Origin of the sequence: Micromonospora sp. CPCC 205539 (assembly GCF_036906815.1) — a bacterium.
Classification (GTDB): domain Bacteria; phylum Actinomycetota; class Actinomycetes; order Mycobacteriales; family Micromonosporaceae; genus Micromonospora.
This window is the reverse complement of the sequence record NZ_JBAKHW010000075.1, coordinates 1-15,124: the sequence shown is the minus strand read 5'-3', so window position 1 is coordinate 15,124 and position 15,124 is coordinate 1. Positions and strand designations below refer to the sequence as shown.

General features: G+C 72.6%; 11 protein-coding genes and 1 pseudogene. 5 read left to right on the top strand and 7 right to left on the bottom strand.

From position 1 onward, the window contains the following. Window positions 1-353: 353 nt before the first annotated feature. From V6V47_RS32025 to V6V47_RS32015, 3 genes are read right to left on the bottom strand one after another with little or no spacing between them, the layout of a single operon-like run. Complete coding sequence (locus V6V47_RS32025) at window positions 354-2,831, bottom strand: transglutaminase family protein (protein WP_334632299.1); 2,478 nt, start codon at window positions 2,829-2,831, stop codon at window positions 354-356. 16 nt (window positions 2,832-2,847) lie between these two features. Further along, on the bottom strand, window positions 2,848-4,146 hold the full coding sequence (locus V6V47_RS32020) for a DUF58 domain-containing protein (RefSeq protein ID WP_334632298.1): 1,299 nt from the start codon (window positions 4,144-4,146) through the stop codon (window positions 2,848-2,850). Window position 4,147: 1 nt separating this feature from the next. Continuing rightward, complete coding sequence (locus tag V6V47_RS32015) at window positions 4,148-5,203, bottom strand: AAA family ATPase (RefSeq protein ID WP_334632297.1); 1,056 nt, start codon at window positions 5,201-5,203, stop codon at window positions 4,148-4,150. 400 nt (window positions 5,204-5,603) lie between these two features. Here V6V47_RS32015 and leuS point away from each other — a divergent pair, with 400 nt between their 5' ends. Next, window positions 5,604-8,444, top strand: coding sequence for a leucine--tRNA ligase (gene leuS, locus V6V47_RS32010; protein ID WP_334632296.1), 2,841 nt, complete (start codon window positions 5,604-5,606; stop codon window positions 8,442-8,444). Window positions 8,445-8,603: 159 nt separating this feature from the next. Here leuS and V6V47_RS32005 read toward each other — a convergent pair whose 3' ends face one another. From V6V47_RS32005 to V6V47_RS31990, 4 genes are read right to left on the bottom strand one after another with little or no spacing between them, the layout of a single operon-like run. After that, window positions 8,604-9,419 (bottom strand): phosphotransferase, encoded by an 816-nt coding sequence (locus V6V47_RS32005; RefSeq protein ID WP_334632295.1) that lies wholly within the window; start codon window positions 9,417-9,419, stop codon window positions 8,604-8,606. Beyond that, window positions 9,380-10,063: a TVP38/TMEM64 family protein gene (locus tag V6V47_RS32000; RefSeq protein WP_334632294.1), complete on the bottom strand. Its 684-nt coding sequence runs from the start codon at window positions 10,061-10,063 to the stop codon at window positions 9,380-9,382. Before V6V47_RS32000 ends, V6V47_RS32005 begins: the two co-directional genes overlap by 40 nt. Further along, window positions 10,060-10,779, bottom strand: coding sequence for a type 1 glutamine amidotransferase (locus V6V47_RS31995; protein WP_334632293.1), 720 nt, complete (start codon window positions 10,777-10,779; stop codon window positions 10,060-10,062). Before V6V47_RS31995 ends, V6V47_RS32000 begins: the two co-directional genes overlap by 4 nt. Beyond that, window positions 10,769-12,016: a MurT ligase domain-containing protein gene (locus V6V47_RS31990; RefSeq protein ID WP_334632300.1), complete on the bottom strand. Its 1,248-nt coding sequence runs from the start codon at window positions 12,014-12,016 to the stop codon at window positions 10,769-10,771. Before V6V47_RS31990 ends, V6V47_RS31995 begins: the two co-directional genes overlap by 11 nt. Before the next feature lie 358 nt (window positions 12,017-12,374). Here V6V47_RS31990 and mraZ point away from each other — a divergent pair, with 358 nt between their 5' ends. The 4 genes and pseudogenes from mraZ to V6V47_RS31970 all read left to right on the top strand — a co-directional run. Continuing rightward, window positions 12,375-12,806 (top strand): division/cell wall cluster transcriptional repressor MraZ, encoded by a 432-nt coding sequence (mraZ, locus tag V6V47_RS31985; RefSeq protein WP_334632292.1) that lies wholly within the window; start codon window positions 12,375-12,377, stop codon window positions 12,804-12,806. A gap of 205 nt (window positions 12,807-13,011) precedes the next feature. Continuing rightward, window positions 13,012-14,052: a 16S rRNA (cytosine(1402)-N(4))-methyltransferase RsmH gene (gene rsmH, locus V6V47_RS31980; RefSeq protein WP_334632291.1), complete on the top strand. Its 1,041-nt coding sequence runs from the start codon at window positions 13,012-13,014 to the stop codon at window positions 14,050-14,052. Between the two features lie 60 nt (window positions 14,053-14,112). After that, window positions 14,113-14,718: a hypothetical protein gene (locus tag V6V47_RS31975; protein WP_334632290.1), complete on the top strand. Its 606-nt coding sequence runs from the start codon at window positions 14,113-14,115 to the stop codon at window positions 14,716-14,718. Window positions 14,719-14,720: 2 nt separating this feature from the next. Then, window positions 14,721-15,124, top strand: a pseudogene (locus V6V47_RS31970) (penicillin-binding protein 2); the annotation flags it as partial.

Below are 15,124 nucleotides of genomic sequence, written 5' to 3'. Positions count from 1 at the left end.
TCGGCGTTGCGGTCCCGCGCCGCCCGTCCGCGCTCCCCCCCCCGCCCCGCCCGTCCGCGCTCCCCGCCCCGCGCCGCCGTTGCGGGCGGGCGGACGGGCCAGGAGATCGTGATCGACACGAGATCGCTGATGTCGCGGTATCAGCCGTTGGTGATGGCGCGATATCGCTGATCTCGAGTTGATCACGATCACCTGACCCGCGTAGCGGCATACCCGAGGGCCGCGAACTTCCGAGGCTGCGGCTTTCCGAGGCTGCGGCTTTCCGAGGCTGCGGCTTTCCGCGAGGGCCACGCCGTGCACGTCGGGCTGGTCGGGGCGGCGGTGCATGCCCGCCGCCCCGGGCCGAATATCGTTCAGCGAGCCGCGCGCTCAGCCAGTAGCCGTCGAGGGCTCCAGCGCAGCAGCCGGTACCGGGCCCGCCCACTCAGTGCCACCGCCCGGCCGGAGTTGTCCGCCAGGGCCGTCCGCCAGCGCAGCAGCACCGACGGCGGGAGTACGGCGGCGAGCAACCTGGTCCGCCGGCCCGCCTGGGCGGCCAGCGACGCGCGCACCGCGCGCAGCGCGGGCAGCAACGGCTCACCGGTCAGTGGGGCCCGGGCGTAACGAGCCCGTTCCTCCGCCCGGCCGAGCAGCCGTGCCGCACCGACCGCCCCGGCATCGTCGAGGATGGTCTCCCGGACCAGCCGCTCCGCGGTCGCTCGGGGTGTCTCCGTCCGGTCGACTCGAACCCGGAAGTCCACCAACGTGTCGATCAACTCGGCCCAGGCGGCGTGCGCGACAGCGCGGGCACGGGTCGCGTCCACCTCGACCACCACGACGGGTGCTCCGGGGACCGTCTGCACCGTGCCACCCCGGGTGGCGGACACGGCGGCACCCGCCGCACGGCCGCCCCGCCGCCGGCGTAGCGCGAGGCGGAGCAGCGCCGGCACAGCCAGCAGCGCCAGCAGGGCGAGTAGGCCGGCCGTCCACCAGGGCCAGACCGGCGGCTCCTCGGTCGGCGTGCCACCGCCGAGCGAGAGCCCCGTGTCGGTGTCGCGATCCGCGTTGTCCGGACTGATCGGACCGGCTGAGGCGTCGGGGCCCGCCGGGGTCTCCGAGGTGCCGGTGTCCGGGCTGGACGGCTCCGGCGCGTTGATGTCCGGTGCCCAGGCCGACCGGGTGGAGCCCGGCACCCCGTCCGCCGGGGTGGCGTCGAACGGCACCCAGCCGACCTTGTCGAAGTAGACCTCGGTCCAGGCGTGCAGGTTGAGGTTGGTCAGCGTGTAGGTGTCGCCGTCGCGCTTGCTGCCGGTGGTGAAGCCGAGCGCCACCCGGGCGGGGATGCCGGCGGCGCGGACCAGCCACGCCATCGCTGCCGCGTACTGCTGGCAGTAGCCGACCTTGTTGGTCAGGAAGTCGACGATGTCCTGGCCGCTGCTGCCGCTCTTGGTGCTGAGTCGGTAGCTGAACCCGTTGGCCGCCGAGAAGTGCCGGTAGATCGCCAACACCCGGTCGTAGTCGGTGCGCTTGCCCTGGACCAGCTCGGTGACCAGCGTCTCCACCTCGGGCACCTGCTCCGGAACGGGAGTCAGCTGCCGGCGCAGCGGGTGGGCGGCCGCCAGCGGCTGCGCGGCCCGCAGCACCGCCGGAGGGTACGTCGAGCGGAGGTAGTCGAAGGAGTACTTCTTGCCCCGGGAGGACTCCCGCTTGGAGAAGAGGACCCCCTGGCTGTTGTCGTACAGCCAGTTGCCATTGAGGTCATCGGTACGCACCGGGTCGGCGTACACCGGCAGTAGGGACATGCTCAGGTTCTTGGTGACCTCGACGGTCGCCCGGTAGGGCGTGTGCTCGACGCCCGCGGTGTCATCCTGGACCGGGTTCGGCAGGTCCCGGTTGGCGGGCACGCCGGTCGGGGTGCGCGCCCGGAAACCGTCCGAGCGCAGGTCGTCGGCGACCGCGTACCGGAGGTAGAACGGGGCCGGCTCGGACGTGGTCACCTTGATCAGGTCGGTCACCTGGGAACGGTTGAGGTCGCCGGAGAGCTTGACGAACAGGTCGATCTGGCCCGACGAGCCCGCGCCCGCCCGGCCGTTGCCGTTACCGTTGCCCGTCCCGCCGCCGAGCGTGTCGAGCAGCCCGCCGGTCATCCCCGGCACGGCCAGCGGCAGCACCACGGCCAACGCCAGCCCGACCACCGTGAGCCGGCGGCCGGCGCTGGCCAGCGGCGAGGCCTCCCACACGTCGACGTCGCGTCCGTCACCGGTGAACCGGCGCCCGAACCGGCGGACCCGGTCGACGTTGTCGGTGACCAGCAGCCACAGGTATCCGGCGGCGCCCAGCACGAACGGCGTCGCGGGGACGCTGTCCACATAGACGGCGACCGGCACCGAGTAGATGGCGAGCATCGGCAGACCGGCCAGCGCCGGCCGGCGCAGCCCCACCGCCAGGACATCCACCAGGACGGCCACCCCGCCGACGCCGAGCACGCTGATGAACAGCAGCGGGTCGGTGTCGGGGACCTCCACGCCGTACGAGCGCATGTCCTGCATGGAGCCGGTGAACAGGTTGGCGAAGTGCTCGAACGTGCCCGGCGAGGGCAGGAAGGTCAGGAGCTCGGTGCCGCTGGGGAACAGCCAGGTCAGCGCCAGCACCAGGGCGGCCAGCATGCCGAGCACCTGAGCCCACAGCGGCGTCCGGATCAGCCGGGTCAGCGCGGCCACCCCGGCGATCGCGGCGACCGCGATCGCGGACTGGATCAGCCACGTCCACGTCTCGAAGATGGCCGACAGCGGCGCGGCGGCGAGCAGCGTGGCGGCGGCCGCCACCACGCCGATGTTCCGACTGGCGTTCATGAGGGGAACCTTCCGTTCATCGCACGCCGCCGGCGACGGTCTCGGCCAGCGCGGCGCGCATGGCGAACCCCTGGGAGCCCCGGCCCGCCTGCGGCCAGAGCGCCGGCAGTTGGCTGCCGTGCTCGACACCGACCACCCGCCAGCCGCTGTGCAGCATCGCCAGTACCGCCGCGCCGTGGGTGCGCTCCGCCTCGGCCCGCGCCTTCTCCGGCAGGCTGAGCCAGGTGGAGCTGTCCAGGAGGAAGCCGACGCAGGTGGCGCCGTTGCCCCGCAGCCCGGCCAGCAGCTCGGCCTCGGCCACACTCACCGCGCCGAACAGCCCGATGATCAGACCACCGTCGGCGCGCTGCCGGACCCGCTGCACGAGGCTGGTCAACTCGGCCCGCTGGTCGAGGCGGACCTCGGCGAGGTGGTCGAGCAGCACCCCGTCGCCGCCGGCCTCCGAGGCGTCCACGTCGACCCCCGAGCCGGTGACCAGGCGTAGCTTGTAGCCGGCCTGCCGCAGGTGCACGGCGATGCTCGCGGCGGCGGAGACGGCCCACTCGAAACTCGCCGTCGGCCCGTCGCCACGGTGGCCGTACGCGCGCGTGTCCAGGACGACCGTGGCCCGGCTCTCCCACGGCTGCTCCTCGCGGCGCACCATCAGCTCACCGGTGCGCGCGGTGGACTTCCAGTGCACGCGGCGCAGGTCGTCGCCGCGCCGGTACTCCCGGGTCGCCGCGTCGTCCTCGCCGTGCACCGCCACCGAGCGGGCCCGACTGTCGCCGCTGCCCGCGTACTCCCCGGGGAGCCGGACCGACGGCAGCGGGGTGACCTGCGGGATGACCGTCAGGTGGTCGGTGCTGGGGAAGGCCCGGCTGAGCTCGCAGAGACCGAACGGGTCGGTCATCCGGACCACCAGCGGCCCCACCTCGTAGCGGCCCCGCACATCGGCCCGGACGGTGTACGCCACGGAGCTGGCCTGGTGCGCGCCGAGTCGCTCCAGCACCACCCGGGGCCGGCTGCCCAGCGCATAGGGCAGCCGATCCTCCAGGAGCAGGGTGCCGGTCGGCAGCCGGGACAGGTTCTGCAGGCGCAGCACCACCCGGGAGTTGGCGCCGACCGGGACCCGGTGTGGGTCCAGGGAACGGTTGCAGGCCAGCTTGTAGCGGCTGCGCCCCACGTAGGCGGCGGCCAGCAGCGGCAGGATGGCCAACAGCACGGCAACCCGGAGCAGGTCCTTCTCGCCGAGGATGCCGGCCGAGATCGCCGCCGCGATGGCAGCGGCCAGGAACGAGCGCCCGCGGGTGGTCAGCCCGCGCAGCCCGGCACGCACGTCACGGCCTCCGCGGCTCGTAGGGCGCGCGACCGTTACCGGTGGCGGGCCGGGTGTCGTACGGCGAGCGCTGCTGCCGGTCGTGCGGCAGCGGCAGCCGGTGCACCAGCTCGGAGACGATCGCGTCGGTGGTGCGCCGGGCGAGCTGCGCGTCCGCGGTCGGGATGATCCGGTGCGCCAGCACCGGCACCGCGAGGGCCTGCAGGTCGTCGGGGAGCACGTAGTCACGCCCCTCGAGGGCGGCGACCGCCCGGGCGGTGCGCAGCAGTTGCAGGGTCGCGCGGGGGGAGGCGCCCAGGCGCAGGTCGGGGGCTTCGCGGGTGGCGGTGACCAGGTCGATCGCGTACTGCTTGACGGCGTCGGCGACGTGCACCTGCCGGACGGTCGCGATCAGCTGCCGGACGACGGCCGCGTCGGAGACCGGGCGCAGCTCGTTCAGCGGGTCGGTGCCGCCGTGCCCGTCCAGCATCGCCAGCTCGGCGCCGGGGTCCGGGTAGCCCATCGCGATCCGGGCGGTGAACCGGTCACGCTGCGCCTCGGGCAGCGGGTACGTCCCCTCCATCTCGATCGGGTTCTGCGTCGCGATGACCATGAACGGGGTCTGGAGCTGGTACGTCACCCCGTCGACGGTGACCTGCCGCTCCTCCATGCACTCGAGCAGCGCCGACTGGGTCTTCGGCGAGGCCCGGTTGATCTCGTCGCCGACGACCAGGTTGGCGAAGACGGCACCGGGGCGGAACTCGAAGTCGTGCGTCTCCTGGTTGTAGACGCTGACGCCGGTGACGTCGCTGGGCAGGAGGTCCGGAGTGAACTGGATCCGCCGCACCGTGCAGTCGATGGACCGCGCGAGAGCCTTGGCCAGCTTGGTCTTGCCGACGCCGGGGACGTCTTCGATGAGGAGGTGACCCTCGGCGAGCAGGACGGCCAGGGCCAGCCGCACGGTGGCGGTCTTACCCTCGATCACCTGCTCGATGTTGGTCACGATGGCCTCGCTGGCGGCGCGGAACTCGTCGTGCGGCAGCAGACCGCCCACCTCGTCCCAGGTCTGTTGTGTCACGGGCCTCCTCCTCGTCGCCGTCACGGCAGCTCTGAATAGAGCACCTGGACCCGCCGTTGGGTTCGCGACGTCGAGCCTCTTTTGCCGCAGGATTCTCACTGGCCTCTCAGGCTAACCATGTTTGTCGTTATCGCCGACCCCCGCAGGAAGTCGGTCGGTTACGCACCGATATTCGCCGAGTCGGGGGGCCCGCACCCGCACGCCCCGGGTTCACCCGGTGACGGGGTACACTGCCGGACATGGCCGGAGTCTTCCTGCTTCTTACCGAGCCGTGCTGATGCGCTGAACGCGCGACAGCACGGCGACCCCTCCTGCGTGAGGGGCTTTTTTGTGCCCGTCGTCGGCCCGGCCCGGCGGTGCCGAAGCGAAGTGAAGCAGCGAAGCGAAGCGAGGAGAGACGATGAGTGAGGCAGCCGCACCGGCGGACGACATCCCCCCGTTCCGGTACACCGCGGCCCTGGCCGACGAGATCGAGACCCGTTGGCAGGACATCTGGGCGCGGGAGGGCACCTTCCACGCGCCGAACCCGACCGGCCCGCTGGCCGACCCGACCCACCCCCGGGCCGGTGCGGAGAAGCTGTACGTGCTGGACATGTTCCCCTACCCGTCCGGTGCCGGCCTGCACGTCGGCCACCCGCTGGGCTATATCGGCACCGACTCCTACGCCCGCTACCAGCGGATGGCCGGTCGCAACGTGCTGCACGCGATGGGCTTCGACGCGTTCGGCCTGCCGGCCGAGCAGTACGCGGTGCAGACCGGCACCCACCCGCGGACCACCACCGAGGCGAACATCGAGCGGTACAAGGTGCAGCTGCGTCGGCTGGGGCTGGCGCACGACGAGCGCCGTTCGGTGGCCACCATCGACGCCGACTTCTACCGCTGGACCCAGTGGATCTTCCTGCAGATCTTCAACTCCTGGTACGACGCCGACGCCCGGCGCGCCCGGCCCATCGCCGAGCTGATCGCCGAGTTCGAGGGCGGTAACCGGCCCACGCCGGACGGCCGGGTGTGGGCCGAGCTGAGCGTCGCCGAGCGCCGCCAGATCGTCGACGACCACCGACTGGCGTACGTCTCGCAGGCACCGGTGAACTGGTGCCCGGGGCTGGGCACCGTGCTGGCCAACGAGGAGGTCACCGCCGACGGTCGCTCCGACCGGGGCAACTTCCCGGTCTTCAAGCGCAACCTGAAGCAGTGGATGATGCGGATCACCGCGTACGGTGACCGGCTGATCGAGGACCTGGACACGCTGGACTGGCCCGAGCCGATCAAGCTGATGCAGCGCAACTGGATCGGTCGCTCGACCGGCGCGCACATCGACTTCCCGACCGCCGCGGCGCCGGTCCGGGTGTTCACGACCCGACCGGACACGATCTTCGGGGCCACCTACATGGTGCTGGCCCCCGAGCACGAGCTGGTCGACACACTGGTGCCGGCGACCTGGCCGGAGGGGACGCGGGACGCCTGGACCGGCGGGCACGCCAGCCCTCGGGCGGCCGTCGAGGCGTACCGCAAGGCGGCGGCGGCCAAGACCGACGTCGAGCGGCAGTCCGACAGCAAGGAGAAGACCGGCGTCTTCATCGGGGCGTACGCCACCAACCCGGTGAACGACGCGCAGATCCCGATCTTCATCGCGGACTACGTGCTGGCCGGCTACGGCACCGGCGCGATCATGGCGGTGCCCGCGCAGGACGAGCGGGACTGGGCGTTCGCCGAGGTCTTCGAGCTGCCCATCGTGCGGACCGTGCAGCCGGCGGAGGGCTTCGACGGAGCGGCGTACACCGGGGACGGCCCGGCGATCAACAGCGCCGCGCCCGAGCACGGCCTGGACCTGGACGGCCTGGGGGTCGCCGACGCCAAGGCGGCGACCATCGCCTGGCTGGAGGCGAACGGGCACGGCACCGGCGCGGTGACCTACCGGCTGCGCGACTGGCTGTTCTCCCGCCAGCGGTACTGGGGTGAGCCGTTCCCGATCGTCTACGACGAGACCGGCGCGGCCATCGCCCTGCCCGAGTCGATGCTGCCGGTCGAGCTGCCCGAGGTGGACGACTTCTCACCGAAGACGTACGACCCGGACGACGCCGCCAGCAACCCGGAGACCCCGCTGTCGCGGCGGCGCGACTGGGTGGAGGTGGAACTGGACCTGGGTGACGGGCCGAAGCGCTACACCCGCGAGACCAACGTGATGCCGCAGTGGGCCGGCTCCTGCTGGTACGAGCTGCGCTACCTGGACCCGACGAACAGCGGGCGGTTCGTCGACGCGGAGAACGAGCGCTACTGGATGGGTCCGCAGCGCGAGGGTGACTGCGGGGGCACCGACCTGTACGTCGGCGGCGCCGAGCACGCCGTGCTGCACCTGCTGTACGCGCGGTTCTGGCACAAGGTGCTGTTCGACCTGGGGCACGTCTCGTCGATCGAGCCGTTCCGCAAGCTGTTCAACCAGGGCATGATCCAGGCGTACGCGTACACCGACTCACGCGGCAGCTACGTGCAGGCCGAGGAGGTCGTCGAGCGCGACGGCAGCTGGTACCTGGGTGACGACGAGGTGCGCCGCGAGTACGGCAAGATGGGCAAGTCGCTGAAGAACGTGGTGACCCCCGACGACATGAGCGCCGCGTACGGCGCGGACACCTTCCGGGTGTACGAGATGTCGATGGGCCCGCTGGAGGTGTCCCGCCCCTGGGAGACCCGGGCGGTGGTCGGCTCGTACCGGTTCCTGCAGCGGGTCTGGCGGACGGTGGTCGACGAGGAGACCGGTGCGCTGCGGGTCAGCGAGGAGCCGGCCGACGAGGCGACCCGCAAGCTGCTGCACAAGGTGATCCACGGGGTTCGTGGCGACATGGAGGCGATCCGGTTCAACACCGCGATCGCCAAGCTGATCGAGCTGACCAACGCGCTGACCCGGCTGTCGGTGACCCCGCGCGAGGTGGCGGAGCCGCTGGTGCTGATGCTGGCGCCGTTCGCCCCGCACGTGGCCGAGGAGCTGTGGCAGCGGCTGGGGCACGACGGGTCGCTGACGTACGTGGACTTCCCGACCGCCGACCCGGCGCTGCTGGTGGCCGACACGGTGACCTATCCGGTGCAGGTCAACGGCAAGGTCCGCGGCCGCATCGAGGTCCCCGCCGACGCGCCCGAGGAGACCGTCCGGGCCGCCGCGCTGGAGGCGGTGGCCGCCGCCCTGGCCGGCAAGGAGCCCCGGAAGGTCATCGTCGTCAAGGGCCGCATGGTCTCCGTCGTCGCCTGACCCAGCTCGCCGCGCCTGCCCGGTGCGCTGATCATGGAGTTGTGGTGGCCGGATCGTCCCGTCGCAGGGATTGATCCCCCACCACAACTCCATGATCGTTCCCGGTGGCGTCTGGGGTTGCGGAGAGAGGGCTCGCGCTCCGGGCACGACACGCCTGTTTCAGGCCGTCACGGTCGTCGCCACGGTGTTGCGGTTGGTCAGCAGCCAGTCCTGCCAGCGGCGTATCCCGTCGACGGTGCCGGCGTCGCGGAGCCGGCGCATGCCGGGCTCGTCGCGGTCGGCACCGCCCGCGATGCCCCGCCAGGTGCCCTCGATCTGCTCCAGCATCACGTCGACCAGCTCGACCCGGGGGAGCGGCACGGTGGCGCGCGCGTCGTAGGCGTCGCAGAGCACCCGGCAGCGCCGGCCCAGCTCGGCCGGGTCGGCGCCCGCGCCCAACGAGGCCCAGTGCCAGCCCGCGAACGCCACGTCGTCGATCCGGCGACCCGGTGCCGCCCGGTCCCAGTCCAGGAATGCGACCGGCAGGGGCCCGGCCGCGAAGTCCCGGTACACCGTGTTCTTGGGCGACAGGTCGTGGTGGCAGACCGTCTCCGCGCCGCCGGCCAGCGGGCTCCCCGCACACGCGTCGTGGAGGCGCCGGATCAGCTCCGCCAACCGCACCAGCGCCGGATCGGCGAAGAACGCGGGGTCCTCCCGGTCCCGCCACGGCACCCGCCCCTCGACGTGGCTGAGCATCTGCCGGCCGCGCGCGTCGAGGCCGAGGGGCCGGGGCGCGAGGTCCGCGCCAACCTGGCCCAGGTGGTGCAGTAACGCGTCGACGTAGTCGAGGTTCGCCGGCGGGGTACGCCGTACCGTGTCGCCGACCCGGACCACGTCGGCCACGAAGCCGCCGGCGAGCCGCTGCTCCTCGGGGCCGTCGGTCGTCACGTCCACGGTCAGCCCGGCATCGACCGGCGGCGGCGCTCGGCACGCCACCAGTGGTGGATCAGCACCACGCTGGCGATCAGGCCGAGGCTGGCCGGTGCGGCGGCGTACCAGTTGACGTGGCCGGGGGAGCTGACCGCGGCGCCGATCGCGGCGTAGCCGAACGCGGTCGGCGCGGAGGCGATCACGCTGCCGGCGAGGAACGGCAGTACCCGGGCGCCGGTCGTGCCGTAGCCGTAGCTGACCAGCCCGAAGCCGGCGATCGGCAGCAGCCGGACGGTGATCACGCCGAGCACGCTCTGCCGGGCGAACCAGCCGTCGAGGCGAGCCAGCCGTCCCCGGACCCGTTCGGCGACGAACTCCCGCCCGAGCAGCCGGCCGATCGTGAATCCGATGGCCGCGGCCACCAGCGCGGCGCCCAGGGCGTACGCGGCGCCCTCCAGCGGGCCGAAGATCGCGCCGGCGGCGAGCGTGATGAAGGTGCGGGGGACCAGCATGACCAGCAGCAGCGCGCCGCCGAGGATCGCCGCCACCGGGGCGAGGGTGCCCAGCCGATCGGCGAGCTGCGGCAGCTGCGCCGGGTCCGGGCGGGGCACCAGGAGCAGGAGGAGCCCGCAGGCGCCGATCAGCAGGACGAGCAGGGCGAAGCGGGCGGCCGACGGCTGCCGGAGCAGCCGCCGGACAGCTTGGATCATGCCCGGGCGGCGGCCACTGCGGCGCGGCGCTCGGTGCGGAGCCGGTCGGACCACGTGTCGTCCAGCGCAGGCAGCCGGTTCGCTCCGGTGGCCCAGCGCAGCAGCAGGTCGGCCAGGGCCGGGTTGCGCGCCAGGGCGGGCCCGTGCGAATAGGTGCCCAGCAGCTTGCCGCGCCAGGCGCCCTCGGTGGTGCCGTCGTTGCCCACCCCGGTGGTGACCCGGGCCAGCGGAGAGACCTCCGGGCCCAGCTGGGTGCGACCGCCGTGGTTCTCGAAGCCGGTCAACGCGGGCAGGCCCAGCCGGGGGTCGATCTCGCCGGCCAACTCGCCGACGGCCCGGCTCGGGCCCCGGTCGGACTGGAGGTCGAGCATCTCCAGGCCGCGGTACTGGACACCCTTGGCGAAGAAGGACGTGCCGAGTAACTGGTAGCCGGCACAGACGCCGAACACCACCGAGCCCTGGGCGACGGCCCGGTGCAGGCCACCGTCGGCGATCAGGCGCTGCGCGCCCAGCGCTTGCGGGCCGTCCTCGCCGCCGCCGAGCAGGTAGATGTCGGCGGTGGCGGGCAGCGGCTGGTCGGAGCGGACCTCCAGCACCTCGACCGGCATGCGACGCTGGCGGGCCCGGCGGGCGAGGATCAGCGCGTTGCCCCGGTCGCCATAGGTGGAGAGCAGGTCGGGGTAGATCCAGACGATGCGCAGGCTTTCAGTTGACACGGTCCAACTCCGCTCGAATGTCCTGGAACGCGGTGTAGTTCGCGATGACCTCCAGCCGGCCGGGCGGGACGGATCGGATCGCCTCGTCGAACGTGCGTACGTGCTGGAACGACACGTCGTTGACGTCCAGCCGGACCGCCAGGTCGTATGCCCGATCACCGGTGATCAACACCTGCCGGCCGCGCAGCGGGGAGAAATCGACGTCGAAGAGCCAGGAGGTGTCCAGCCCGTCGGGGTCGCGCGCGTTGATGGAGAGCAGGGTCGGCGCGTCGTCGGCCATGTCGAAGGCCTCCAGCCAGCTGGCCGGGTTCTTGGCCAGCAGCAGCCGGATGTTGCGCCCGTCCTTGTCCACCTGTGCGTAGCGGCCGGCCACCGAGGTGACGATGCCGAGGCGGGACACCGCGTCGACCGGGCGGACGCCGAACTCGGCCGCCACGGCGAGCGCGGTCGCCGCGTTGCCGAGGTTGACCTTGCCGGGTAGCTGGAGGGACACCTTGTGCCAGGCGCCGGTGGGGTCGAGCACGCCCTCGTCCTCGACGGTCCACTGCGGCTCGGGTCGCCGCAGCGGGCAGCCGGTGCACCACCACTGGTCGCCCTTGCGCTGGATGGTGGAGCCGCACTCGGGGCAGACCCAGGAGTCGTCGTGCCAGCGTTGGCCGGCGCTGAACCAGGTCACGTGCGGCGGCTTGATGCCCCGGGCCGGGTCGCCGGGTGGGGTGGCTGCCCACACGACCATCGGGTCGTCGGCGTTGGCGACCACCCGTACGTCGGTGTGCCGGACCAGCGCCGCACGCCAGAGCTGCGCCATCATGGCGACCTCCTTGGCGCGGTCGAGCTGGTCGCGGGAGAGGTTCAGCAGTGCGACCACGTGCGGCTCGGTCGCCTCCAGCACCTGGGCCAGGTAGTGCTCGTCGACCTCCAGCACCGCGTACGGGGTGCTGCCGGCCTTGGCCAGCGCCGAGGTGTGCCCGCTGGGCATGTTGGCGCCGAACGAGTTGGTGGCGACCCGGCCGAGGACGCCGACCGCGGCGGCGGTCAGCCGAGTGGTGGTGGTCTTGCCGTTGGTGCCCGAGACCAGCGCGATGGCCCGCCCGGACGACAGGTGGGCCAGCAGGTCCGGGTCGATCTTCAGGCCGATCCACCCGCCGATCACCGAACCGTCGCCACGGCCGGCCGCCCGGGAGAGCGCCGCGGCGGTCCGTGACACGGAGCTGGCCACCTTGGCCCGTAGGGGCAATTTCGCGTCGGTCACGCGAGCGAGGTTACCGGACCGCCCGCCCCGCCAGATCGCCGCCGACGGCGAACCGTTCGGCCGTGGTAGGTGCGCGGGCGGCCGGGCCGGGTTCCACCGGACGGAGTCGATCGATGTCGGAAAGCGGACCACGCGGGGTGGGCGCCACGGCCCTCCACCCCACTCCACCCCTTGTGACGTGCGGTTTTGCCCCCGGATCGGGCACGCCACGCGGGTCAATCTGGTTGCAGGTGGAGGGAAGTGGAGTAGAGTGGGGACCAATGGTGAGGCCGGGAGGGCTCACCGGCCCGGGGGGTCAGCGGCGCCGCGAACGCCGCTCAAAGGGCGAGGGGGGTACGGGCCGATGTTTCTCGGCACCCACACTCCACGCCTGGACGACAAAGGCCGGTTGATCCTTCCGGCGAAGTTCCGGGATGAGCTGGCGGGGGGTGTCGTGATCACCAAAGGGCAGGAGCGCTGCCTCTACGTCTTTCCGACGCCTGAGTTCCAGCGGATCGCGGAGCAGTTGCGCGCGCAGCCGATGACGCACAAGGCGGCCCGGGCCTACGGCCGGGTCTTCTTCGCGAGCGCGCACGACGAGGTGCCGGACAAGCAGGGCCGAGTGACCATTCCGGCCCACCTGCGGACGTACGCCGCTCTGGACCGCGACCTCGTGGTGATCGGCGCGAGCACGCGGGTGGAGATCTGGGACCGGGTCGCCTGGGAGACCTACCTCGCCGAGAGCGAAGACGACTTCGCCGACATCGAGGAGGGGGTGCTGCCCGGCGGTCTGTAGGGCGGCTACGGCGCCCGACGTACTGCGAGATCTCCAGCCGCTTTCGAGTTCCTGGCATCCCTTCCCCGGTGCCAGGCGCACGATCCAGTCATCGGGCGGGAGCCCGGTGATCGGCGGGAGCGGATGGGGATCTGGCGGTATGACGGTGGCGTCGTCCGACGACAGGCGCACGAACGAACGGACGTTTCAACCAGTGGGGGTCAACATGGGGGAGCTACGCGGCACGCACGTGCCGGTGCTGCTTGAGCGGTGTCTCGAGCTGCTGGCCCCCGCGCTGGGTCGAGGCGGTCGGACGGTCCACGTCGACGCGACGCTCGGCCTGGCCGGGCACGCGGAGGCGGTGCTCGAGGCGCACCCGGAGACGGTCCTGATCGGGCTCGACCGGGACACCGAGGCACTCGCTCACGCACGGGTCCGGCTGGCCCGCTTCGCCGACCGGGTGCACCTGGAGCACGCCGTCTACGACGAGTTGCCCGAGGTGCTCGACCGGCTGGGCTATCCGGGCATCGACGGGATCCTGTTCGACCTGGGTGTCTCGTCGTTGCAGCTCGACGCGCCCGATCGCGGGTTCGCCTATGCCCAGGACGCGCCGCTCGACATGCGGATGGACCAGACCCGGGGGGTGACCGCCGAGGAGGTGGTCAACACCTACGGGCACCCGGATCTGGCCCGGGTGCTGCGGGTCTACGGCGAGGAGAAGTTCGCCGGCCGGATCGCCTCGGCGATCATCCGGGAGCGGGAACGCGCCCGGATCACCTCGTCCGCGCGGTTGGCGGAGCTGGTCCGGGACTCGATCCCGGCGCCAGCCCGACGAACGGGCGGACACCCGGCAAAGAGAACGTTTCAGGCTTTACGGATCGAGGTAAACAGAGAGCTGGCAGCGCTGGAAGCGGCGCTGCCCGCTGCTCTCGACGCACTGACCGTGGGTGGCCGCATGGTGGTCCTGTCCTACCACTCGCTGGAGGACCGGCTCACCAAGGTGGCGCTCGCGGACCGGGTCCGCAGTAAGGGCCCGATCGACCTCCCGGTCGAACTGCCCGGGTCCGGTCCGACGTTCCGGCTGCTCAGCCGGGGCGCCGAACTGCCCGGGGAGACGGAGGTCGCCGCGAACCCGCGCGCCGCTTCGGTGCGGCTGCGGGCCGCGGAACGGCTCGACCCGAACGCGACAGAGCAAGGGCGGACCGACCGCGAACGGTCTCGCCGTGGGGTGAAGGGGATGCACCAACCGGGAACGGGGACCGCGTGATCCGTGGGGGATCCGTGGGCGCCGCGCCGGTATAGGGACGGACGTCAAGGGGGAGGGAACATGAACGTTGACAAGCACGACCGCCGGGACGTCACCGGCGGCGGGCAGCGCGCACCGCGGTCGGGGGGCCGGACCGCGGCGGAGCGGGCTTCGCGCGTGGGGAACGCTACGCCACGCATCGATCGAGTGAATCGGCAGGGGGAGACTCGCGCCCGGGGGGCGCGCGAGTTCCCCACCCAGGGCACCGCCGCACTGCGGCCGGCCGAGCGGCCCAGCGTCACGGCCGGCGCCCGCCCGCCTCGGCTGCGGGTGGCACCGCCGCCGCCGGTGTCGGTGCCGCGCGCGCCGTTCGCGGCGCTGATCGTGGTGCTGGTGGTCGGTGGGGTGCTCGGCATCCTGGCGGTCAACACCAAGATCAATGAGAACGCCTTCCGACTCGAGAAGCTGGAGCAGCAGCAGGCCCGACTGGACCTGGAGAAGCAGCAGCTGGACAAGGAGATCGCGGCGGCGAAGGCGCCGGGCAACCTGACCGCCCAGGCGCGTCGGCTCGGCCTGGTGGACGCCGGTGAGCCGGCGTACATCCGGCTGCCGGACGGCCGGACCATCGGCGTGCCGAAGCCGGCGACCGGCGAGCCGTCGGTGACCAGCCAGGGTGCGGGAGGCTGACCGTGCCACCGAGGTCGGACGAGCCGCGCCGGGATCCCACGGGGTCCCGGCGCGGTTCTTCGCGTGACACCAGCGCCAAGGGCGGGGAGCCGCGCGACGGCGAGCCGGGCGTGGGCGGTATCTCCGGCGCGCGGGCGTACACCCCGCGGGGTCGGACCATCCGCGAGGACCGCGGCACGCCGCCCCGCAGCGTGGGCGCCGAGCAGCGTCGTACCCCGCGCAGCACCCGTTCCGGCGACCCGTTCCGGCCCGCGTTGCAGGTGCTCGACGGTGGCCGGGCGGCCGCCCGAGTCGGCCGGCGGGACGCCCCGGCGGCCGGCCGAGGCGGTGTCGTGCGCACCGTCGCGCCGCGCGGACCGGCCGGCGACGAGCCGCCGCCGCGCCGCCGGACCACGCCGCGCGCGCC